This window comes from Pseudoalteromonas sp. 1CM17D, from assembly GCF_023161805.1.
Lineage (GTDB): Bacteria > Pseudomonadota > Gammaproteobacteria > Enterobacterales > Alteromonadaceae > Pseudoalteromonas > Pseudoalteromonas atlantica.
In genome coordinates this window covers 420177-442996 of the sequence record NZ_JALNTP010000001.1, presented here as the reverse complement: position 1 = coordinate 442996, position 22820 = coordinate 420177, and the positions used below count along the sequence as shown (strand labels likewise).

The window sequence follows — 22820 nt, the reverse complement described above, 5'->3', positions numbered from 1 at the left end:
TTTTAAGGCTTTTTCTTAAAAACAGCCACCTTAGTTAGTCGAAATCACCCCAACATTTAATTTAAAAGTTGATTCACAAAGAGGATAAGAGGCGCCTCGCTTTTATAGGCTTAACAGCTTAACTCAATGCGGCTTTGCCAATTTAAGTTTCATTAAAAGCGCAAGTTTTAGCCTATTTGATATTAATTATTATTTTTATTGGTTTTAGTGAAATAATTACTCCGCTTTACCTGTCTTATAGCAGCAATACTTTCATCTGTTTGATGTATGCAAAGCAACTGCAACTTTTAAAGCGTCAAATATAAAATTATAAGAGGTACATAATGGAATTTACACATAAGCGCACCACCCTAATTACAGCATCGTTATTGTTGGCGTTGGCGATAACCCAGGCTATTTTTACTGCCCTTTACAGTGCTGAAATTAGCTTTTCAAGACAGTATGCATGGGGACTAGAAGCCGTGCTGTTTACTGTGCTTGTGGCCTTTGCAAGTACCACTATGGTACAAGCTAAAAACGCTCAACTAGGTTGGTCGGCTATCACATTTAGCGCAATATTAAACATAGTACAGGTAAGCATTGGCCTAACGTTGTTTTCAACATTTGGCAAAGTAGCGGGAGCAGTAGAAGGCGCACAACCTTTAATTGGTGGTGTGGTGTCTTTGTCATTCATGATTTACTACGCAGCTAAATTACTATTAGGATTAGCAGCTGTTGTTTTTGGCCTGTCTTACTTAGCTAAAGGTGGCAAAGCCATTGGCGGCCTTACAGCCTTAGCAGGCGCAGTTGCAATGCTTGCCAATGGTATTTTAATCACCTTTGGCCGTGATGGATTCTTGCCATCAGGTGTTGCTGGTGCCTCAGGTATGATTGCAACATTACTTTTAGCAATCTGTTTAATAAGCCTTTACCGTAAACAAGACTAAGGTTTAATACCTTACAAGTAATGTGCTTATTTAAATAAGTTATAAACATTGGCGTGTATTAGAGATGCTAATTCGCCGATGTTTTACGTTTAAAGTGACGCCCACTTTCAACTTAAAGCGTTCGTCTACCGTATCCCAAGTTAATGCCCTCTTCGTAATCTCTAAAGACTAATTCACAAAGAGGTTATGAGGCGCTTCGCTTTAGAGGGCTAATAAAACGTTGGTAATCAACTTAAACACTTTGTTAGAGTTCTTTTTCCGCACTATCTTCAGTATTTTTAACACCGAATGGTATATGAACTGACGGAGCGACTGAGCTAGTCGAGCTTAAATGACCAGACTGGTCGTCGAAGAATATATGAGGCTTGAGTACCCCTAATATAAGACCTTTATCAACACCACCTAAGAAGAATGCATCATTTGTCATTACGCCCCACTCATTAAGTGTATTTAAAGCCCTCTCATGTGAAGGTGCATTCCTTGCCGTAACAATTGAAACTCTTAGACGATTACGATAATCAGGTTCTGATTGCTTCTTCTTCTCTTCAATTTTTTGAATTGCTGAGACTTTAACTAAGAACTCTTTCAACGGACCTGGATTATGAGGTTGCAATACATTCTTAGTTTCATGTTGATGAAACTGGCTAAGATCGTTAGTGTTGTGCATAACAGATTCTGATTCATCATCAGCAAGAACACCGTCAAAGTCGAAAGCGATTCGTAAGTCGTCATCATCTTCATCGATAATCGTCGATTGCATTACATGACCTGCCGGATAACCTAACCTTATCGCCTCTTTCACATCAGACGAATTACCTGATAGAAACAAAGAAATACTTAAAGCTGGAATATAGTCATATGGAGATTTACCTTGCATAAAAATCGCACGCGAAATAGGCAAGCTATGATGCTCAATTGATTTCATAACACGAAGCCCTGTATCTGGGTCATTTCGCGACAACAATACGACTTCTACCAGTGGATCTATGTCCGGCTTATCACTCAAATCATTTAGAGAAAGTAGACGTTTAACAAACGAAAATGATACCCCTTTTTCTAAAGGATTATCAATGTTATCAGACTGATATTTACGATACTCCTCTTCACCTTTAGTACGAAAAACATTATCAGACTCAGTTAAATCGAACATTGCACTTGATGCAACGCCAATTACTAACCTTTTACCCAAATCATAGGGCATATATACACTCCAAAATATTAATGATGAACTACTGAGAACTCTAACGCTTTGCTTTGGCTTTGAATCCTTTTACGTCACATTACCCTACTATATTGCTTTTATATGTTAACGCCTCGTTAAGAGGCAAAAAATTGTTGGCTAAAATAAGCAACGAAGGAGCAAAAGCTAACTGTTTTTTGTCCTTTTAAACGACTTGTTAGCTTTACATGCCACCGGGACCTGACATTCCTCTTGAGCTAGATGGTGATGGAGAAGGACTAGGCGGCTCTGGGGTTACTTCAGGCGTCAAATCTAATCCTAATTCCTGTCCAAGTTCCGCAAGGCTGATGCACTCAACAATTTGATTTTCACTATTGATGCCAGCAACTAAACCATATGATTCAAAACTTAGGCCACCACCTGATTCGCCACTAACTTTTTTGAACGAGGTGAAATCTTTTATATATGCGAAAAAGTCATCTCCCTCCAATCCGGCTGACAGCATTGATTTAACATTCTTTACTGAGTTCCTAGAAAAATAAGTAGTGACTGAAATACCAAACTTTTGGCCGTTTTTTTCTTTGTTTTCAAACATTCCACCATATACAAGAAAATGATGTGAATCTTTATCTAAAAAGTGTGCTTTGGCAGTTTCAAAATTACTAAATTTATCTTCTTCACTTTTTAAGCTTTCGAGTTTGTTTTTAAACTCGATCAGAACCCACTTGTTGCCTTGGGAAAAAATTGAATCTCCCGCTCTTTCTTCTTTACCATCTAACGGGGCAATAACCATTGAATCGCCAATACAATTACGGATAAAAAAGTACTCAACCGTTTTTTCCCACCACTTCAGACTCATCTACATTCCTTTTATAAATTGACAACACAAACTTAAGTAAAGCTAACAGCTTATTGAATACCACTTTGGGGAGTTATAACGCCCCAAAACGGCGTATATTACTTTGTTCGATAATTACACCAAACAACCCCTTTATAATCAGACAATAACAATTGCTACTCAGTAGCCTTTGTTATTTAACCCCAAACGCTTTTTAATAATGTTATGGGATAAATTGCGCACCACTGTATTTACATACAGCACACGATAAATCCTATCTTTACTTATTCTTTAACTACAAAAATTATAAATGCCCTAGCCACTAAAACCTTGTATCGTTCTCACACGGGTCGCCATCTCTATCGCCATCCATTTTTGTATTTGGGCAGTTATTTATAAAAAACACCGCCTCTGCACGGGAAGTCATTTGGCTACAGTGCTGCCTGCCATCGCAGGTAAAATTTTGTGTGTTTTGAGGAATTACAATTTTTGGGTATTTTTCATCAAATGTGGCTAAATCGGCGTTGGTAATAACGGGAGTGTGGTTATTAAATTGCTCGTTACTTTTATAATGGGTGTATTTATTTACTGCGATAAAGCCAAGTACGGCGATAATGCTAATTGAAGCGACTTTGCCTAAAAAACTATCGGTAAAATTAGATTTAGCAACACGATGATGGTTTGGTTTTTTAGGCGTGACTTTAAGCGCAGCTACGCCTTCTATCCGGCAATTTACGGCTTTGGTTTTACCATCGGGCTGTGTAGCGACTTCAAAATAAATGGTGTCGCCCACTTTGGGCTTGCGGCTCATGTGTTTGAGCGCTGAAATGTGTATAAAGGTGTCGTGCGCTAGGGTATCTGATTTAATAAAACCAAAGCCCTTTTCGTCATTCCACGCTTTTAACAATCCTTTGTTCATGTATTTACCTGTGCTGATTAAGCTGCGATTACGCAAATTCCATTTAAGTTAAGAGTTGTTAGTATACGTTCCTAAATTGCTACCACGCAACCAAATATTCATATTAGGTTAATTTAAACACGCCAATTAGTTGGCAAAACACTTAACCATATAGGGAAAATACCGAGCTATGAGCTTTTAAAATCAGCAAAAAATAGCCTGTTTTATTTTATAAATTACGGCCATTTGTCCTTTATTCTAGGACTGCTAACTTTTGCGAAGCGATTAGCTTAACAGCTTGTTTACACTCGGTTTTGTTATTAGTTATTTCTATCTGAATTAAGCGTTTTTAGTGTGATTTTTCATTCGTTATTTACTTAATTTATCTATACAATCCACACCTTATTTTTACGTGCAATTTTCAAGTGATTATCTCATGCTATTAACCGTTGTTTATATTATTGGTATTACTGCAGAAGCCATGACCGGCGCACTTAGCGCTGGGCGAATGAAAATGGATTGGTTTGGCGTTGTACTGGTTGCCAGTGCAACAGCAATTGGTGGTGGCAGTGTGCGAGATATTTTACTTGGCAATTACCCACTTACCTGGGTTCAGCACCCTGAATACCTTTTAATTACTTGTATAGCGGGCATTGTGACTACGTGGCTTGCTAAGTGGGTGGTTAAATTTAAAGGCATTTTTATGCGCTTAGATGCGCTAGGGCTTGCGGCGTTTAGCATTATAGGCTGCCAAGTTGGGCTAAATATGGGCCTGCACTATGGTATTTGTGTTGTGGCTGCGGTTGTAACCGGTGTTTTTGGTGGCTTACTGCGCGATCTAATCTGTCGCCAAGCGCCTTTAGTATTACATAACGAGTTATACGCGAGTGTATCGTTACTGGTTGCCTGCTTATTCTTGGCACTGCACCATTACAATATTGATGACAATATCAGCATTATTGTAAGCCTTGTTGCAGGCTACTTAATACGTATGGCGTCAATTCGCTTTAAGTGGCGCTTACCTACCTTTAGTTTGTTAGAGCAGCACGCTAAATAACTTAGGCTCTAATACAAATTAAGGCAGGTATTAAACCTGCCTTAATTAATATAAGTATAAGTACTAGCGCCTTACTTTATTGCTCGCTTACATCACTTAACGCGGTTTTTAACCCACTGTTATTTTGTTTTAGTACGCTAAAACTGCCATCGGTTTCTAGCACTACAGCGGCTACATCTTCTATGGCTAATATACCCGCGCCACGAATGGCAGCGCGAATTTCTGATTTAGTTACCCGCTGCGATTTAAGTGCCGCCGTGCAATATTCACCATTACTCAGCAATAGCGTAGGCTCTGCTTTTATAAGCGAAGCAAATTTAGATGAGCGAACACTTAGCCACGTAATAAAATATTGCAGCCCTATTAATACAACAAACGCGAGCATGCCCTCTAGCAGCGCAACGCTTTTTGTAATGATCACCGAGGCTAAAATAGAGCCCAGCGCAATAGTGACAATAAAATCAAACACGTTCCATTTAGAAAGCGTACGCTTACCCGATATACGCAGCCAAAACACCAGCGCCACATAACCAAGTACGCCAATAATAAGTACGCGTATTAAGCCCTGCATATCATCAAAAAACATAGTTACTCCTTTATATGCGTTATTTACTTACTGTAAGTAGTTCCTGCAATAGTTAATTAAACCCTACATGGCACATAGTTAAATAACGATGAATAAAGCGCCCTATTTTATTTTGCTAATTGTTTTACAAACTCAATTTTACTTTGCATCGTACTTTGTTTATCGGCATAGGTACCTACGTATTACACAAGTATTCAAAGTAACCGATATGGAGTTATAAGTTTACTTTTTCAAAGGATAATGTGATTATCATTTTAGGTACAAATTAACAGTTTTCTTTGCTCAATAACGTTATAAAGGGATTTATCTTGAAATTAATTAAAAAAGCGATAGTTATCGGAGTATTAATACTGGTACAAGGGTGTGTTTCTTACGATTTAGTGCACGTTGAAACGTATACTTCAGGCCAAAAGCCAGTTAAAGGTACCGCCGTTAAACAAATTAAGTATGGAGATGGCTTTAAATGGGTGGGTGTTATAATTTCGCCAATCATTCCTATTCCTCTTATATTACCTTATGGCCGTGAACGCACCACTACTTGGTTATCTGATGATGGTGCTAGTGTTTACACAGAAATTCAAAAAACAGAAGCCAATGGGTATGGGTGTATGTTTATAAGCTCAGAAATAAATGGCTGTAGCGATGAAACTACATGGGGCGCATTAATGATAAATGATATTAAGCTTCACTGACTATTTTGCACCACTCTTTTATGCTCAGGGCAGTTTAAATTTAAACGATGGTTGATTATGATAACTTAAGCATTATATCTAAGTTTTCGCTTCTTAATTTATACAAAGGATTACCATGTCTAGCTATAACGAATCTCCAGAGCAAATAGAACAAGCCACTAAAGGCTATGTGATGCAGCAAACTATGTTGCGTATTAAAGATCCCAAACCGTCGCTCGAATTTTATCAAAGTGTATTAGGTATGAAGCTGTTAGGTAAGTATGACTTTCCTGAAATGAAGTTTACATTGTACTTTTTAGGCTACGAGCCAGAACAGCCGCAAGGTGATGATAAAACCAAAGCTAAATGGGTATTTGGTCGCCCTGCGCTAATTGAGCTTACCCATAACTGGGGCACAGAAGACGACGATAGCTTTGAGGGCTACCACAGCGGTAACCAAGAGCCTAAAGGCTTTGGCCATATTGGTATTAGCGTACCCGATGTATACGCCGCGAGTGAGCGCTTTGCAAAGTACGATGTAGAATTTGTTAAAAAGCCAGATGATGGTTCAATGAAGGGCTTAGCATTTATAAAAGACCCTGACGGCTACTGGATTGAAATACTTTCACCTGAGGGCATTACCGATATTATTTTTGGTAAATAATCTGAACGCTTGATAAACCGTTTACCACATACTAAAAAGCCAGCTAATTAGCTGGCTTTTGTGTTTTTAAATAAGGGTTAGCTTATTTACGCAGGGCGTCTATTCGCGCATCAAGCGGTGGGTGAGATGAAAACAGCTCAGCCACACCTTTACCACTTGCAATACCAAAGGCCATCATTGAGCCTTGTAATTGCGATGGATGGTTTTGCTTTAATCGCTCAAGCGCTGAGCGCATTTTGTCTGCACCTACTAATTTAGCTGCGCCGCTGTCGGCTGCAAATTCACGCTTACGGCTGTAACTTGCAACCACTATGCTTGCAAGCACACCAAATACAACTTGGAATAACATGTCGAATAAAAAGTAAGACCAGCTACTACCGCCCTCTTCTTCATCGCCATTTAAAAAGTTATCAACTATGCCTGCCAGTACTTTTGCGGCAAATATTACAAAGGTATTTACCACGCCTTGTATTAGCGTAAGCGTTACCATGTCGCCATTAGCAACGTGCGATACTTCGTGGGCTAGTACGGCTTCGGCTTGGTCTTGATTCATGTTATGTAATAAACCTGTACTTACCGCCACCAGCGAGTTGTTTTTACTTGGGCCAGTTGCAAAGGCGTTCATTTCTGGGCTGTCGTAAATTGCTACTTCAGGCATTTTTATACCTGCTTTTTGAGCTTGTGCTGATACCGTTTGTAAAAGCCAGTGCTCGGTTTCGTTGCGCGGTTGAGTAATTACCTGTGCGCCCGTTGATTTTTTAGCAATCCACTTAGACATAAATAACGAAATAAACGAGCCACCAAAGCCGAATACAGAGGCTATAAGTAATATTCCGCCAAGGCTACGATGGCTTAAACCCAGCGCGCTCATTATTATTGAAAGCACTACACCTAATACCAACATAACCGCTAGGTTAGTTAATAAAAACAAAAATATACGTTTCATATTGTCCTCACAAAAATAGGTTTGATCACCGAACATAAAATTAAATTAGGTTAAAGCAATCATTACGTTATGACACACTATGTCATAGCATTGAGGCTATTCTGTGACAAACTATGTCATAACGCAAGGGTTATTTGCAGGTTTATTAATAAATTTTTTGGGGAGTTTAAAAAGGGAGTTAAGTGTGGCGTAACGCAATTATGAAACTTCGTTACGCCAATAAAAACAATTAGTTGCTGGTTATGCCGCTAGTTGTAATGCAATTATTAATTGTTGCCATATCTGTAGGAAAACCGCGCTCTTTTGCGAGTAATTGTGCCACCTTGGTTATATCTGCATGGTTGTGTTGTTGAAGATACGTCCACTGGTGATGAGTACGATGCTCATTTATGTGCGCATCGTCGCTTATTAGGCCAAGTTTAGTAAATTCAGCCACTATTTCATCGGCAGCGATTAAGGTAGATGACGCTTTTACATTTTCAGCACGTGCGTAGCTAATATGCGAATATAAGCTAACATCTGCGACGCGCAAGGTGTCGTCTTCTCCTGGGATTTGCTGGCCACCAAACAAGGCATTGTTTTGCGTGTTGGCGTTTTTAAATGCCGGAACAAACTCGGCTACATAATCAATGGCTTTTTGACTACGTGCTTTTAGTACCTGCTGATCCCACCCATTGTTTATGTAATTTAAGTATTTAGCTGGCAATTGCGGCTGTGCACTTTGTTCGTTGGTATCGGCTAGACCATCGTTAAACAAGGTAATTGAGTTGGTCATACCATGAATCTGATAATAGCCATTAGGATAAGGCGTTAGCTGTGCCATACCCTCTGGCGTGCCACGGTTACCATAAATAATAATTTCTGGAATTTGCCCGCCAGCACCTTGCCAATGCGTAATGTAAGAGGCTTTAAATTCGACCATACGTTTGGCCTCTACGCCTACCATGTCATCTACAATACCGGTTTGAAAGCCACAGGCATTAATTAGGTAGTCTACCTCTAGTGTTTGCGTAGAGACGCTTTGGTTATTTTGGTATTCAATTTTCCAGGTTGGCGATTGGTTATTAGCACTGGTTTGCTCAACTTGGCTAACTTGCTTTACCTCTGTGCTGGTAAGTACATTAGCGTGTTCGTACTGGGCAAGCGCAAGTTGGGCGCTGGCCGATAACCTAAAAATATTCCATCCGTATTCTTGAGCAACAATTAGCGGGTATTTTACTTTGTTTAAGTTTAGGTGCTTAGCAACGGGGATCATCCACTCATCTAGCGTTTTAGGCTCACTAACCTGCTCTTTTTTACTCAGCGCTATCATTTGTTCATGGCTATACAGCTGGTAGTAATTGTCGGGCTCGCCAAGTACTTTGTTGTTAGGGTCTTGCTCAACTAACTCTTTATACGCGTTGGTGATTTTATTTAATCGTGGTAGTAAATCATCGGGTGAGTCGTCATCGCGCGTAGGCACTGCAAACACGGTTGGGCGTACATCTATGGTGTAGGGGTATAGGCGTAAAATATCGATACATTGTTTGAGTAAATCTATGCAGTCTTCGTCTGGTATTTCACGGTATAAATTACCACCAGCATGTAAATGGCACATAGGTGGGCCATCTATAAGTGACTTTTTTTTCTCAAAAATAGTGGTCTGAATCCCTAGCGCTGCCAATCGAATAGCTATTGTTGCCCCTGCTGTGCCGCCACCTAAAATGCCCACACGGGTTTTAGGCTGAGCACTTGGCTTTACCTCGGGTTCCCCCGTTACCTGTGTGTTTTGAGCGAAGCGTTTAATGTATGGGTGCGTCATGTAGCGGTTTATTTCCTTAGTAACAATAGCTTTAATTTGTAATATGTGTACTAAAGGGGGTAATTTCAAGGCGTAAATACAATTAATAAGCTCATGTATTTAATATAAAAACTGCTTTGCATTTAAAAACGCAAAGCAGCCACAATTAGCTCTGTATATTGAGGGTATTAAGCAAGGTTTTGTATATTTGCAGTTTAGGGGTTTGCTCGCTGTATGGGCTTATAGCCAAAATAGGAAATGGTAAGCGTGCTTTTAACGAATCAAGGTTAGCTTGGTATTCGTCCATATTTGGCTCTACTTGGTTGGCAATCCAGCCTACACAGTTAATGCCTAAACTTTGCATATGGGCAGCGGTGAGTAAAGCATGGTTTAAACAGCCTAGTTTCATGCCTACTACTAAAATTACGGGTAGTTGCTCGGCCTTAACCCAGTCGTATAAATAGTCGGTATTATTAATTGGCAGTGCCCAGCCACCAGCGCCTTCGGTTAGGTGGTAATCGGCACCTTGTTGTTTGAGTGTTGAGTACGCTGCGCTTAGTTTATCGAGCGTAATATTAACCCCTACTTGCTCTGCGGCTATGTGCGGCGCAATGGGCGGCGCAAAGGCAAAGGGGTTTATTACATCGTATTTGGCACTGACCGTGGCGCTTTCCATTAGCATTAGTGCATCAGCATTTACTAGCTGATCAAACGCCATTTCGCAGCCTGCGGCAAGTGGCTTAAAGCCAATTGCGTTTTTTTTATGTTGGGCAAGTAGCTTTAATAGCAAACTAGTCACGTGGGTTTTTCCGGCGTCGGTGTCGGTACCGGTAATAAAAAATTCTTTCATTTTAATGCCTTGATTAATTTTAGTATTAGCTACTCATGGCTTTTTTGTAATGATAACAATACCACATGGTAAGATACACACGCTTGATTGTTTAAAAGCGGATACGCATTACACACCCGCTGTAGCGCCGACTTAGTTAATAACCCTTGGCGTGAATTAGCATGATTTTGCGTTGTAGCACCAATGGCTTTAATAGATTTAATGGCTTTTAACGGGCTTGAATAACAATCGGTATAAATTACTTTTTGTGAGCTATTAATACTAAACCCTGCCCTTTGGACCGACTGGTTTATATAAGCGTGTGTATTAAAGGTATTTATATGGCTACGGTTATCAAGCGCTGCAAACGCTGTTTTAATTTCGTTAAGCGAACCCGCAACCACTGTGCTTATATAAGCCTGCCCGCCAGGCTTTAAGCTTTTAAAAAGCGAATGCATTAATTTTTCAAAATTAGCCGACCACTGCACTGCAAAGTTACTAAATATAGCGTCAATACTGTTTGCTTGTAGCGGCAGGTTATCCATATCGGCGCAAATTTTTGGGTTAGTTAATGCAGCGCTTTTAAGCATGTTTAAGCTTAAATCTATGGCAATTACTTGGCCGTATTGTTTGCTTAGCTGTGAGGTATTAACCAGTGGGCCAGCTCCTAAATCTAAACAGCGCTTATTTTGGTTGTGCGACTGAGAGTTTATTAATTTAAATAAATCGCTTGCTGCCTGTTTTTGTACATTGGCATGGCTGTTGTATTGCTCAGCTGCTTTAGAAAACTTATCATTCGCCCCCTTTTTAAGCGCTGTATGAGGGCGTACTTGCTCAGCACTTTGTATAAGCGCACTATTTTGTGGAGCCCCATTTATAGGTAAAAGCGCGGGCTTTTTATTTAAAGCTTGCTTACTGTGGGTATGAGCTAAAGCCTGCGCAATCATGCTATGGCGCCTTTTAATTGCTCAACAAGTGCTGTTATATCTGCATGAGTATGCGCCGCTGTTAAGGTTACACGTAACCGCGCGGTATTATGCGCAACCGTGGGTGGGCGAATAGCGGTTAGCCAAATACCCTGCTGTTTTAGCCTTTGTGCTGCGTGTAACGTTTGTTCGGCGCAGCCAAGTATAATGGGCTGAATAGCAGTGTTTGACTCCATTACCGCAATGGCATGTTGTTTACAAAGCTGCTTAAAAAAAGCAATGTTACTACTAAGCTTCTCGCGTTTAACATCTGCACATTTAATGGCTTGCAAGCGCGTAAGCGTAAGTGCAGCCATAAGCGGCGACATAGCGGTTGAATACGTGTAGTCGCGGTTAAACTGCAGCATGTAATTAATAAATTGGTTATTTGCTAATACACAGGCTCCGCTGCTTGCTACTGCTTTTCCAAAAGTAATAACCAGTATATCGGGAAGTGCTAAGCCTTCATCTAATAATGCCTCACAGCTACCTAAACCGGTTTTACCTAGTGCACCAAAACCATGTGCATCGTCAATCATAAGCCAAGCATTGTGCTCTTTAGCTAAAGCAAGCAACTCTTTTATAGGGGCGGTGTCGCCATCCATCGAAAACACCCCTTCGCTAATAATTAGCTTATTGTGTGCTTTTGATTTTTCGAGCCGCGAACGTAAATGCTTTAAATCGTTATGGTTAAAGCGGATCAATGCGGCATTTGAGTGCATTGCGCCGTCAATCAAGCTAGCGTGGTTTAGCTTATCTTGAAAAATAGCACTGTTTTGCGCAGTGCTTTTATCGTTAAACAGCGCTTTAATTACACTGCTATTTGCACTAAAGCCCGAGTTAAACAACATGCCAGCCTCGTAGCCAAGCGCGCTACATAAGTATTGCTCTAGCTGTTGTTGCTGCGCCTGATACCCAGTCACTAAAGGTGAGCTTTGGCTACCGAGTACGTTGTTTTGCTCAAGGTTAATACTGCAATCACCAAAACCTAGGTAGTCATTACTGGCAAAATTAAGGTACGTTGCGTTATTTACCGTAATGGTACGTGCTGTAGCGCGCTGCACCACATGGCGTTTACGTAATAACGCATGTTGCTGTTGTTGCTGCAAATGCGTATTTAAAAATTCAAATGGCATAAAGGGTAAGCTTAGGCTTCGTAAAATAAGGCTGACGTTGCTTTATCGGCCACTTGCGATGACAGCGATGCGGCAACGGCTTCGTCTGAGTAGTCTTGGTGTTTTTCTGGGTTCATGCCTAATTTTTTAATTAGCTTCATGTCGGCATCGGCTTCTGGGTTTTCGGTTGTGAGTAGCTTATCACCATAAAATATTGAATTAGCGCCTGCAAAAAAGCACATTGATTGCATTTGCTCGTTCATGGCGCTGCGACCTGCCGATAAACGCACATAGCTGTGTGGCATCATAATACGGGCGGTAGCTATGGTACGTATAAATTCAAAATGATCTAAATCGTCTACGTTTTCAAGCGGTGTGCCTTTAACTTTTACCAACATATTAATAGGTACGCTTTCAGGTTGTTGCGGTAAATTTGCCAGCTGCATTAATAAACCGTAACGGTCGCTTGCTTGCTCGCCCATACCGACAATACCGCCTGAGCATACTTTCATGCCGGCATCGCGTACGTGATCTATGGTATTTAATCTGTCTTCAAAGGTACGCGTTGATATAATTTGCTCGTAATATTCAGGCGAAGTGTCGAGGTTATGATTGTAGTAATCAAGCCCTGCACTACTTAGCTCATGTGCTTTTTCGTTGGTAAGTTTACCAAGCGTCATACAGGTTTCTAGGCCAAGTTCTTTTACTTCTTTTACCATTTTAGAAATATACGGCATGTCTCTGTCTTTTGGATCTGACCATGCTGCGCCCATACAAAAACGGGTTGCGCCTTTTTGTTTAGCTAGGCGTGCTTGCTCTACCACTTTTTCTACTTCTAGTAGGCGCTCGCGCTCTAAATCGGTTTTATAATGCCCCGATTGCGGACAGTATTTACAATCCTCTGGGCAAGCCCCTGTTTTAATTGATAATAAAGTAGATATTTGTACTTCGTTAGGATTAAAATTAGCGCGATGAACCGATGCCGCCTTAAATAATAAATCGTTAAATGGCATTTCAAATAATGCCTTTACTTGGGCATGGGTCCAATCGTGGCGAACAGGTGCAAGTTCCATAGTAGTCTCTTATTTTTCTCAGTGGTGATGTTGGATTAGTCTACGTCTTGAAGTACCATTGTCAACGAAACCCACCACGTTAAAGTTTACATATGAATAAAAAACAAGCGATTGACCTTGATTTTGATCGTGACCATATTTGGCACCCTTACACATCAATGACACAGCCTATTCCGGTTTACCCTGTTACTCATGCAAATCATAATTTAATTTATCTAGAAACCGGCGAGCAACTCATTGATGGCATGGCCTCATGGTGGAGCGCAATTCATGGCTATAATCATCCGGTATTAAATAACGCCATGATTGAACAAATTAATAGTATGAGCCATGTAATGTTTGGCGGCATTACCCATAATAGCGCGGTAGAGCTGTGTAAAAGGCTTATTACAATTACCCCAAAAAGTTTAACTAAGGTGTTTTTAGCCGATAGCGGCTCGGTAAGTGTAGAAGTAGCGATTAAAATGGCGCTGCAATATTGGTTAAGCCAAGGGTTTACACACAAGCAAAAATTAATGACGCCGTATAAGGGTTATCATGGTGATACATTTGCCGCTATGAGCGTGTGCGATCCGGTTAATTCAATGCACAGTTTGTATAAAGGTTTTTTACCAGAGCATGTGTTTGTACCCGCCCCTGTAAGTAAATTTGATGGCGAGTTTAACCAAGCAGAAGCCCAAACGCTTGAACAATACTTTAAAACGCACCACCACGAGGTAGCCGCCTTTATTATTGAGCCCATAGTACAAAACGCCGGCGGCATGAACTTTTATCACCCCGCGTATTTAGCCTGCGTTCGTAAATTATGCACGCAATATAATGTATTACTGATTTGCGATGAAATAGCCACAGGGTTTGGCCGCACAGGTAAATTATTTGCTGTAGAGCACGCTAATATAGAGCCCGATATTTTATGTATTGGCAAAGCCCTTACCGGTGGCTCAATGACCCTTTCGGCCACACTAACCAGTGATAAAATAGCCATAGGCATTAGTGAAGGCGAAGCCGGCGTTTTGATGCACGGACCTACATTTATGGGCAACCCGCTTGCCTGTGCGGTTGCGTGCGCCAGTATAGATTTACTTTTGGCGCAGGATTGGCAACAACGCATTAGCGATATAAACACTCAACTACAACAGCTTAAAAAGTGCAATGAATTAGATGCGGTAGCCAATGTGCGTACCTTAGGCGCAATAGGTGTTGTAGAGCTAACTAATGCTGCTGGCAATGTAGATGTTGCTAAAATTCAAGCCTTTTTTGTAGAACAAGGCGTATGGATTAGACCCTTTGGTAAACTTATTTACCTAATGCCCCCGTATATAAGTGACTCAGCCAGTATAAACACCTTATGTGATGCCATTTACACTGCAATTGCAGGTAAGCATTACTGCTAAGCGTTAAATTATACCTAAGAGGCATAGTCATTATTTGCCTGTTAGGTATTAATTTTGCTCAGGTTTTGAGCTTTTCATTGACGTATTTGTTATATTGATTTTAGTAAATATTACGGATATGATAATGTCTATCATTTACAATTACCTTTTCGGAATCTTTACTATGAAACACCTTTCTAAATCTGTAAAAACATTAGGTGCAAGCTTATTGTTAGCTTCTGCTTTTGTAACGCAACCGGCGCTAGCTAACGGCCCAATTGGTGAACACGTAAACCATTTACAAGAAAACATTAAAGACTATTCAGAAGAAGTTGAATGGATGGTTGGTAAAGTAGACACCATGGTAACTGACTACAGCAAAAGCGGTGCTAAGGCTGTAAACAGCGACGATTTAATTGAATATTGGGAGTCGGTTAAGTTTCACAGCGCCATTGAAACTAACTTTGTGCCTGTATATGCCTCTATTTGGCAAGGTATTTATGGTGTAAAAATGGCTATTGATAACAACAAGCCTGCCCAAGAAGTGCGCAATCAACAAAAAGCCATGAACATAGCCTTGTGGCAAGGTCTCGGTGCTGTTAAGCTTGCGGCAAAATTCCAGCAAAAAGGCTTACTTGATACAGTTAAAGCCACTGCTACAGAAGGCATGACCCAAAGTGCCACCATTGACGAAATCAAGCACAAGCTTGACCGTGTTGTTGCTAAATTTGCAGAGCGCTTAAACGAAGAAGCCACTGAAATTGTTCACGATACGTATTTACATCTTTTTGAAGGCGTAGAAGGTACGCTTATCGAACAAGATGCAAAATTAGTAGAAGTGCTGGAAAAAGATTTTAACGTAACACTACCGCAAACAATTAAAAGCGCTAAAAGCGTTGATGAAGTACGTGATGTGGTAAGTGATATGCACACTAAATTAGACCGCGCTAAAACGCTAATAGAAAAAGCGGAGAAGTCGCGTAAGGATGTTTTTTAAGTGAAGCGTAGGACCTTTATACAAGGCCTAGCTGCGTTAGGGGTTGTTGGCGCTTTGCCACTGCCCCTTTCTCGCGCACTAGCTGCCGATATAGCAAACCCAGTTTCTGTTGATAATTTACCAAAGCTTAAAGGTGATTTAACCTTATACTTAGGCCGTGGTGAAGGTGGTTTGTATGAAAATGTATTACAAGCGATTCAGAAAAATAATCCTGACTTTAACTTAGCTATTCGCCGCGGTCCGACTGCTGCACTTGCCAATACTATAGTGGCAGAGGCAAAGGCAGGTGTACGCCGTGCCGATTTATTTTGGGCGGTTGACTCAGGCGCTATTGGCCTAGTTACCGATGCAGGCCTTGCAAAGCCATTGCCGAGTGATTTATCTGCACAGTTACAAACGCAATTTAGATACGATCAATGGGCGCCGGTTACCGGTCGGATCAGAACCTTGCCGTATAACACATCACGTTTAACTAAAGATCAAATTCCAACAAGCATAATGGACATTGCAGATAGCGATTTATCAATTGGTTGGGCCCCTGCTTATGCATCGTTTCAATCGTTTGTTACCGCTATGCGTATTTTAGAAGGCGATGATAAAACCGCTAAATGGCTTAAAAAAGTTAAAAAGCGCGCTAAAACATACGCCGGTGAACTCGGTGTTGTAATGGCGGTAGAACGTGGTGAAGTAGATATTGGTTTTGCTAATCACTACTACACGCTGCGTCTTAAATCGGGTAAACCAGATGCTAAATTAGACTTAGCCTTTACCGAGCAAGATGCAGGTTGTTTAGTCAATGCCTCGGGTATTTTAACGCTAAACGATGACCCACTTGCTACTAACTTTATGCGTTACTTATTAAGCGAAGAAGTACAAGGTTATTTAGCCCGAGAAGCGTATGAAATACCGCTTGTTAATGGCATTACTCAACCGGCAGGCTTACCGTCGCTGAGTGACATATCTCCACCAAAGGTTGATTTAACTCAACTTGCGGATTTACGCCCCACCATCAACTTGATGCGCAACAACGGCGTTTTATAAATGCGAATACCTGCTTCTTACCCAATGGCGCTGCTTGCAGCGCTCATTACGATTACCCCTGTTTATATTTTAATTACCCTTGCTAGCGACACCAGTACCCTTTTTGACAGTCATAATTTAAAAATACTGGGCAATACGTTATCGCTAATGGGCTTAACCGTATTAGGCTCAATTTTGATTGGGGTACCACTGGCTTTTATAAGTGCTTATGTGCATTTGCCTTTTAAAAAAATATGGCTGGTGATTTTTGCCGCGCCCTTGGCTATTCCAAGTTATATTGGCGCATTTACTTTGTACGCTGCGTTTGGCCCAGGGGGTGAAATAAATAACCTACTTGGCTTTGAAACCCCACCCATGTACGGGTTAAGCGGTGCAGCCATTGTAATGACCTTGTATACCTTCCCTTTTGTAATGATGACCACACGCTCGTCCCTGCTCAGTTTAGATGCCAGCATGGTAAATGCAGCGCGTACCTTGGGTATGTCGATGACACAAAGTGTGTTTAAAGTAATTTTACCCCGTGTAGTTAACGGTATTGCAGCGGGCTCATTATTAGTGGCGCTTTATACACTTTCAGACTTTGGTACACCCGCAATGATGCGCCTAGATACCTTTACCCGGGTAATTTACGTAGAATACAATGCGTTTGCATTAGGGCGCGCGGCGATGTTGTCGCTGCAATTAATGGTTATTGTTGGCTTTTTACTTTTAATAGAATCACAAATAAAAACCGCCTCTGAACGACACGGCCGCCCACTGGTTTTATTTCCAACTAAATGGCAAATAACCGCAATGATTGCTGCGTTTGGCCCTATTTTATTGTTAGCTATTGGTTTACCGCTGGCGATATTTTTTGTTTGGCTAGCACGCGATGGTTACAGCAATTTTGACTTTAGCATAGCGTGGAACTCAGCGTATGCCTCAGCCATTGCTGCCATAGTGGCGGTTATTGTGGCTATTCCTGTTGCTCATGCCGCATTAAGTGGTAAAGCCGGCAGAATAATGGAGCGTGTTACCTATTTTGGTTTTGGTATTCCTGGCATTGTGATGGGCACCGCGCTGGTATATGGCGGCTTGCAACTCCCGTTTTTATATCAAACATTAGCGCTTCTGATTATTGCTTACATGCTACGATTTTTACCGCTTGCCGTTGGCTCTATTCGCACCAGTACAGAGCATTTAGATCAAAGCTTAATAAAGTCGGCGCGCGTATTAGGCGCAAGCCCGCGTGAAGCCTTTACTCGCATTACCCTGCCGCTAACAATGCGTGGTATTATTGCCGGTGCTGCATTGGTATTTTTAGAATCAATGCGCGAGCTTGAAGCAACGCTATTGCTAGGCCCAACCGGGTTTGAAACCCTTTCAACCTATTTATGGCGTGTGTACGAAGCCGGTTATTTTGGCCGCGCTGCCATTCCCGGTTTATTGTTAGTGGTGATTTCTGCCTGTGGCTTAGCTATTATGATGTCTGGCGAAAAACGTAACCAACTCGAACATTGAGGATTTAAAAACAAATGCTATCTGTAAGCCAGTTGTCTATAGATTACGGCAGTAACCGTGTAGTAAGCGATTTAAATATATCGTTAGGTGAAAATGAAATTCTCATGCTAGTAGGCCCTACGGGCTGCGGTAAAAGTACAATATTGCAAGCACTTGCAGGGCTTATCCCCATTAGCGAGGGTGAAATAAACGTAGGCAAATGGCGCGCAACACCAAAACGTAATGTCCCCCCTGAAAAACGCAGTGTTGGTATGGTGTTTCAAGATTTTGCATTGTTTCCTCATTTAACGGTTGAGCAAAACATTTGTTTTAGATTAAAAGACACCGCCATTGCCGATCATTGGATTAAACTACTTGGTCTAAATGATTTTAGAGCAAAAAAGCCAGCCACCCTCTCTGGTGGTCAAAAACAGCGTGTAGCACTTGCCCGTACACTTGCTCACCAGCCAGATTTTGTGTTACTTGATGAACCACTTTCTAACCTTGATGCCGCATTAAAGGATATGCTGCGCTGGGATATAAGAAACGCCCTAAAAGAAGCGGGAGTACCTGCCGTTTGGGTTACTCACGACCAAGAAGAAGCGCTTTCGGTAGGTGACCGTGTAGGTGTATTACAAAACGGTAAAATACAGCAACTCGACAGCCCTGAACAATGTTTTAGCATGCCAAACAACCGTTTTGTAGCGCGCTTTTTAGGTGAAGCAAGCTTTATTGCTGGGCAGTTTGAAAATGGCCAAGCAACCACTAGCATTGGCGTAGCACCTGGCCAAGGTATAGACTGCGACAGTGGCGATGTAGATGTGTTGCTTCGCCCTGACGATGTACAACTTATTCAAAACTTAAATCAACCTAACGGTGAAGTTGTTTGGGTACGCTTTGAAGGTGGCAGCCGTTTATGTGCGGTTAAATTAAGCTGTAATACGCTCGTTACTAGCCGTGTAAGCCACGAGGTTGTGGTTAATCCGGGTGACAGCGTTCATGTATCTATTGTTACTACCCACCCGCTGGCTGTGTATAAAAAACAATAATTAAACTATGAGGTAGCTATGTCTAAACAGGGCCCTAATCCAAATAACCCTGCCCCTGTTGAGGGCTTTCCTCAGGTTGGCTTTTTAAAAAACTTTATTACCTCGCCTAATATAGTGGTGGGTGATTATACCTATTACGACGATCCTGACGGCCCTGAAAACTTCGAAAAAAATGTCCTTTACCATTTCGATTTTATTGGGGATCGAGAGGGTCTGTTTATCTTTCGAGATTAAATTTGCAGTAGTGTGTTTGGTTTTTAGACAAGGCAGAGCCTATGTAGTGTGGTTATTTCACATAAATAGCCGATAACGCAGTATAAAGACCAAACACGCACTGCCCGAAGGGTTCTGCCTAGGGGCAATTAACTCTTTGTTGCCTACATGGATGTAGGTAAGGGGCGTGAGCAGGATGCGGAAGCTTTGCTCCGTTTTCACTTAGCCCACTAGGTCACAAACCTCGCGCCGCGATTAAATTGCCACTAGTTTGAACAAATTTTAATCCTGAAAGGTAAACAGACCCTTATTGGGAAGTTTTGCGCCATAGCTAAAAATGTGACCTTTATAATGAACGGCGCTAATCATCAAACCGCGGGGTTTTCTACCTATCCATTTTTTATATTTGGCAACGGCTGGGAAAAATCGGCCCCGCAGGCTGGCGAGTTACCCTTTAAAGGCAATACGGTTATCGGTCACGATGTATGGATTGGTTATGACGCAACCATAATGCCAGGGGTAAATATTGGCAGTGGCTCTATCATTACAAGTAAATCGGTGGTTACCTGCGATGTAGCCCCTTATAGCGTGGTAGGTGGTAATCCGGCAAAAGTAATTAAGCCCAGGTTTGATAGCAACACAATAAGTACGTTATTAGATTTAGCTTGGTGGGATTGGAGCAATGAAAAAATCACTGCTCATCTAGATGCCATTACTCAATGTGATTTAAGCGCTTTAATAAAGCTTAAATAACCCATAAGTAACACTCACCTACCACTCAAACATGTACGCCATTTTACTAATGGTTTTTAAAGGCACGTTATGCGTGTTGCGCTTAGCATATAAATGCTGCATAGACTTGTCTTTTACTTCACCAACAATAACTTCTTTAACTTGATAACCAAGTGCATGTGCTGCTTGAGAGTACGCAATAAACTCCCATTTTTTTATATTGGTGTTATCAACAATTACAAGCGGAATATTTTGCGCTAAAGCATTTATAAAGCGCGCTAAATTTAAATTATGATATTGCGGTAGTTTAAATTTATCAAAGTGATACTCGCCCTGTTCATTGACAAAGTAGTCATCGGTTGAACATATTAAATACTGGCTTGTATCTACTCCACCAAGCTCATCGGCTAGGGTTTGTGCATAGTAAGACTTACCACTTCCTGGTAGCCCTCTTAAAATAAAAACTTGTTTCATAGCATCCATTTCTGGGTAATGGTAAATATTAAATAGTTAAAATTATGATGTGCTGATTTACCGGCTTAATTGTTACTTATTATTTCATCATTGTAAGCCATTAGAATAACGCTGAAGCAGTTAGCGCGCCCACTAGCTTACAAATTTTGCTCGGTGATTGAATAGCCTTAAGGTTGGCTAATTTCAATCCGTAGAGTCAACACGCAGTAATAATGCCACAAAATCACTAAATTTCAGAGCACCAAATAACAATAGTGGTAATTTAAAGCAAAAAACGCTTTAAAAGTAACCCACTTGCATAAAAACTTTTAAAGAGTTGCTCACAATAGTTTTTTTATTTTATTTAACTAGGTAAGATACACGGTTCAAGTTCAACGCACTAAATTTAACCGCTGCGTTGAGTAGTTAATATTATACAGTTAGGCAACTTATATCATTGGAGTGAAGATGAGCCATTTAGCGATTTCAGAGCTATTAAAAGGCAATGTTGCGGTAGACAGCCAAGTAACAGTAAAAGGCTGGATCCGTACACGCCGCGATTCAAAAGCAGGAATATCATTTTTAGCCGTTCATGACGGTTCGTGTTTTGATCCTATTCAAGCGGTAGTTCCTAATTCACTAAATAATTATGATGAAGTTACTAGCTTAACAGCCGGTTGTTCTGTGTCGGTTACTGGTGTGTTAGTGCAATCTGCAGGTAAAGGTCAGTCATTTGAAATTCAAGCTAATTCTGTCACAGTTTTAGGTTGGGTAGAAAACCCAGATTCATACCCTATGGCCGCTAAGCGCCACAGCATTGAGTATTTACGTGAGCACGCTCACCTTCGCCCACGTACAAACATGATAGGTGCAGTAACACGTGTGCGTAACTGTTTAGCACAAGCTATTCACCGTTTTTACCACGAGCAAGGCTTTTACTGGATCAGCACCCCAATCATCACAGCCAGTGACTGTGAAGGCGCAGGTGAAATGTTCCGCGTATCAACACTTGATATGCAAAACTTGCCACGCACTGATAAAGGCGACGTTGATTACAGCGAAGACTTTTTTGGTAAAGAAGCCTTTTTAACGGTATCTGGCCAGTTAAATGGTGAAACATACGCATCGGCTATGTCAAAAATTTACACCTTTGGCCCAACATTCCGTGCAGAAAACTCAAACACGTCTCGTCACTTGGCTGAGTTTTGGATGGTTGAACCTGAAGTAGCATTTGCTGATTTAGAAGATATTGCAAAACTTGCTGAAAACATGCTTAAGTACGTATTTAAAGCAGTACTTGAAGAGCGCCGTGACGACATGGAATTTTTTGCACAACGTATCGAAAAAACAGCGATTAGCCGTTTAGAAGAGTTTGTAGAAAAAGACTTCGCCCAAGTTGATTACACTGACGCCGTAGAAATACTTAAATCATGTGGTAAAAAGTTTGAGTACGCCGTTGAATGGGGTGTAGATTTACAATCTGAGCACGAGCGCTACTTAGCTGAAGAGCACTTTAAAGCACCGGTTGTTATTAAAAACTACCCGCGCGATATTAAAGCGTTTTACATGCGCCAAAACGAAGACGGTAAAACCGTTGCCGCTATGGACGTTGTAGCACCAGGCATTGGTGAAATTATTGGTGGTTCACAACGTGAAGAGCGCCTTGATGTGCTTGATGCGCGTTTAGATGAAATGGGCTTAAACAAAGAAGATTACAGCTGGTACCGCGATTTACGTAAATACGGTAGCGTGCCACACTCTGGCTTTGGTTTAGGTTTTGAACGCCTAGTTGCTTATGTTACAGGTATGGGCAACGTACGTGATGTAATTGCCTTCCCTCGTACTAAAGGCAGCGCAACCTACTAATCAAATTAATTGATTTTAAAAGCCAGCTTTTTTGCTGGCTTTTTAATGCCTGTTGTTTTTAATTATGGCTTTGTTAAATACTGTCTATA

At 41.2% G+C, this 22820-nt stretch carries 21 protein-coding genes and 2 pseudogenes; 12 read left to right on the top strand and 11 right to left on the bottom strand.

Annotated features, from left to right (window positions below; genetic code table 11):
• Positions 1-323: 323 nt before the first annotated feature.
• Entirely contained in the window at positions 324-926 is a 603-nt protein-coding gene (locus MSC25_RS01985) for a thiamine biosynthesis protein ThiC (protein WP_096041725.1), read from the top strand.
• 244 nt (positions 927-1170) lie between these two features.
• Here MSC25_RS01985 and MSC25_RS01980 read toward each other — a convergent pair whose 3' ends face one another.
• The 3 genes from MSC25_RS01980 to MSC25_RS01970 all read right to left on the bottom strand — a co-directional run bounded on the left by MSC25_RS01980 (position 1171) and on the right by MSC25_RS01970 (position 3863).
• Complete coding sequence (locus tag MSC25_RS01980) at positions 1171-2127, bottom strand: 5'-nucleotidase (protein ID WP_096041724.1); 957 nt, start codon at positions 2125-2127, stop codon at positions 1171-1173.
• A gap of 202 nt (positions 2128-2329) precedes the next feature.
• Positions 2330-2965, bottom strand: coding sequence for a hypothetical protein (locus MSC25_RS01975; RefSeq protein WP_096041723.1), 636 nt, complete (start codon positions 2963-2965; stop codon positions 2330-2332).
• 301 nt (positions 2966-3266) lie between these two features.
• A complete protein-coding gene (locus MSC25_RS01970; RefSeq protein ID WP_248442310.1) occupies positions 3267-3863 on the bottom strand; it encodes a cold shock domain-containing protein in 597 nt (198 codons plus the stop codon).
• A 415-nt stretch (positions 3864-4278) separates the two neighbouring features.
• Between MSC25_RS01970 and MSC25_RS01965 the strand changes: the two genes are divergently transcribed.
• A complete protein-coding gene (locus tag MSC25_RS01965; protein WP_058550084.1) occupies positions 4279-4899 on the top strand; it encodes a trimeric intracellular cation channel family protein in 621 nt (206 codons plus the stop codon).
• A gap of 76 nt (positions 4900-4975) precedes the next feature.
• Here MSC25_RS01965 and MSC25_RS01960 read toward each other — a convergent pair whose 3' ends face one another.
• Positions 4976-5485 carry a YetF domain-containing protein gene (locus tag MSC25_RS01960; RefSeq protein ID WP_096041721.1) on the bottom strand — a complete coding sequence of 170 codons (510 nt, stop codon included), beginning with the start codon at positions 5483-5485 and terminating at the stop codon, positions 4976-4978.
• Between the two features lie 308 nt (positions 5486-5793).
• On the opposite strand from MSC25_RS01960, the gene MSC25_RS01955 reads away from it, so the two are divergent.
• A complete protein-coding gene (locus tag MSC25_RS01955) occupies positions 5794-6177 on the top strand; it encodes a hypothetical protein (protein ID WP_064387312.1) in 384 nt (127 codons plus the stop codon).
• Between the two features lie 115 nt (positions 6178-6292).
• Positions 6293-6820: a lactoylglutathione lyase gene (gene gloA, locus MSC25_RS01950; protein WP_248442306.1), complete on the top strand. Its 528-nt coding sequence runs from the start codon at positions 6293-6295 to the stop codon at positions 6818-6820.
• An 82-nt stretch (positions 6821-6902) separates the two neighbouring features.
• Here gloA and htpX read toward each other — a convergent pair whose 3' ends face one another.
• From htpX to bioB, 6 genes are all read right to left on the bottom strand, one after another.
• Complete coding sequence (htpX, locus tag MSC25_RS01945) at positions 6903-7766, bottom strand: protease HtpX (protein ID WP_248442304.1); 864 nt, start codon at positions 7764-7766, stop codon at positions 6903-6905.
• A gap of 229 nt (positions 7767-7995) precedes the next feature.
• Complete coding sequence (locus MSC25_RS01940; protein WP_248442302.1) at positions 7996-9567, bottom strand: FAD-dependent oxidoreductase; 1572 nt, start codon at positions 9565-9567, stop codon at positions 7996-7998.
• Between the two features lie 145 nt (positions 9568-9712).
• On the bottom strand, positions 9713-10396 hold the full coding sequence (bioD, locus tag MSC25_RS01935) for a dethiobiotin synthase (RefSeq protein WP_248442301.1): 684 nt from the start codon (positions 10394-10396) through the stop codon (positions 9713-9715).
• A 29-nt stretch (positions 10397-10425) separates the two neighbouring features.
• Positions 10426-11322 (bottom strand): methyltransferase domain-containing protein, encoded by an 897-nt coding sequence (locus MSC25_RS01930; protein ID WP_248442299.1) that lies wholly within the window; start codon positions 11320-11322, stop codon positions 10426-10428.
• Positions 11319-12476, bottom strand: a complete 1158-nt coding sequence (locus MSC25_RS01925; protein WP_248442297.1) for an 8-amino-7-oxononanoate synthase — start codon at positions 12474-12476, stop codon at positions 11319-11321. The genes MSC25_RS01930 and MSC25_RS01925 overlap by 4 nt, the downstream gene beginning before the upstream one ends.
• Before the next feature lie 11 nt (positions 12477-12487).
• Positions 12488-13528 (bottom strand): biotin synthase BioB, encoded by a 1041-nt coding sequence (gene bioB, locus MSC25_RS01920; RefSeq protein ID WP_004586639.1) that lies wholly within the window; start codon positions 13526-13528, stop codon positions 12488-12490.
• 92 nt (positions 13529-13620) lie between these two features.
• On the opposite strand from bioB, the gene bioA reads away from it, so the two are divergent.
• From bioA to MSC25_RS01885, 7 genes and pseudogenes are all read left to right on the top strand, one after another.
• The gene (bioA, locus tag MSC25_RS01915) at positions 13621-14922 is read left to right on the top strand and encodes an adenosylmethionine--8-amino-7-oxononanoate transaminase (protein WP_248442295.1); all 1302 of its coding nucleotides are present in this window, start codon (positions 13621-13623) and stop codon (positions 14920-14922) included.
• A gap of 163 nt (positions 14923-15085) precedes the next feature.
• Positions 15086-15898, top strand: a complete 813-nt coding sequence (locus tag MSC25_RS01910) for a hypothetical protein (protein ID WP_004586641.1) — start codon at positions 15086-15088, stop codon at positions 15896-15898.
• Complete coding sequence (locus MSC25_RS01905) at positions 15899-16939, top strand: extracellular solute-binding protein (RefSeq protein WP_248442292.1); 1041 nt, start codon at positions 15899-15901, stop codon at positions 16937-16939.
• Positions 16940-18439, top strand: a complete 1500-nt coding sequence (locus MSC25_RS01900) for an iron ABC transporter permease (protein WP_126007128.1) — start codon at positions 16940-16942, stop codon at positions 18437-18439.
• A 14-nt stretch (positions 18440-18453) separates the two neighbouring features.
• A complete protein-coding gene (locus MSC25_RS01895) occupies positions 18454-19467 on the top strand; it encodes an ABC transporter ATP-binding protein (RefSeq protein ID WP_004586644.1) in 1014 nt (337 codons plus the stop codon).
• A gap of 18 nt (positions 19468-19485) precedes the next feature.
• Positions 19486-19674 (top strand): annotated as a pseudogene (locus MSC25_RS01890) (chloramphenicol acetyltransferase); the annotation flags it as partial.
• Positions 19675-19986: 312 nt separating this feature from the next.
• A pseudogene (locus MSC25_RS01885) lies at positions 19987-20433 on the top strand (CatB-related O-acetyltransferase); the annotation flags it as partial.
• An 18-nt stretch (positions 20434-20451) separates the two neighbouring features.
• Here MSC25_RS01885 and MSC25_RS01880 read toward each other — a convergent pair.
• The gene (locus MSC25_RS01880) at positions 20452-20886 is read right to left on the bottom strand and encodes an ATP-binding protein (protein WP_004586647.1); all 435 of its coding nucleotides are present in this window, start codon (positions 20884-20886) and stop codon (positions 20452-20454) included.
• A gap of 447 nt (positions 20887-21333) precedes the next feature.
• Here MSC25_RS01880 and asnS point away from each other — a divergent pair, with 447 nt between their 5' ends.
• A complete protein-coding gene (gene asnS, locus MSC25_RS01875) occupies positions 21334-22731 on the top strand; it encodes an asparagine--tRNA ligase (protein ID WP_024033570.1) in 1398 nt (465 codons plus the stop codon).
• Positions 22732-22820: the final 89 nt, after the last annotated feature.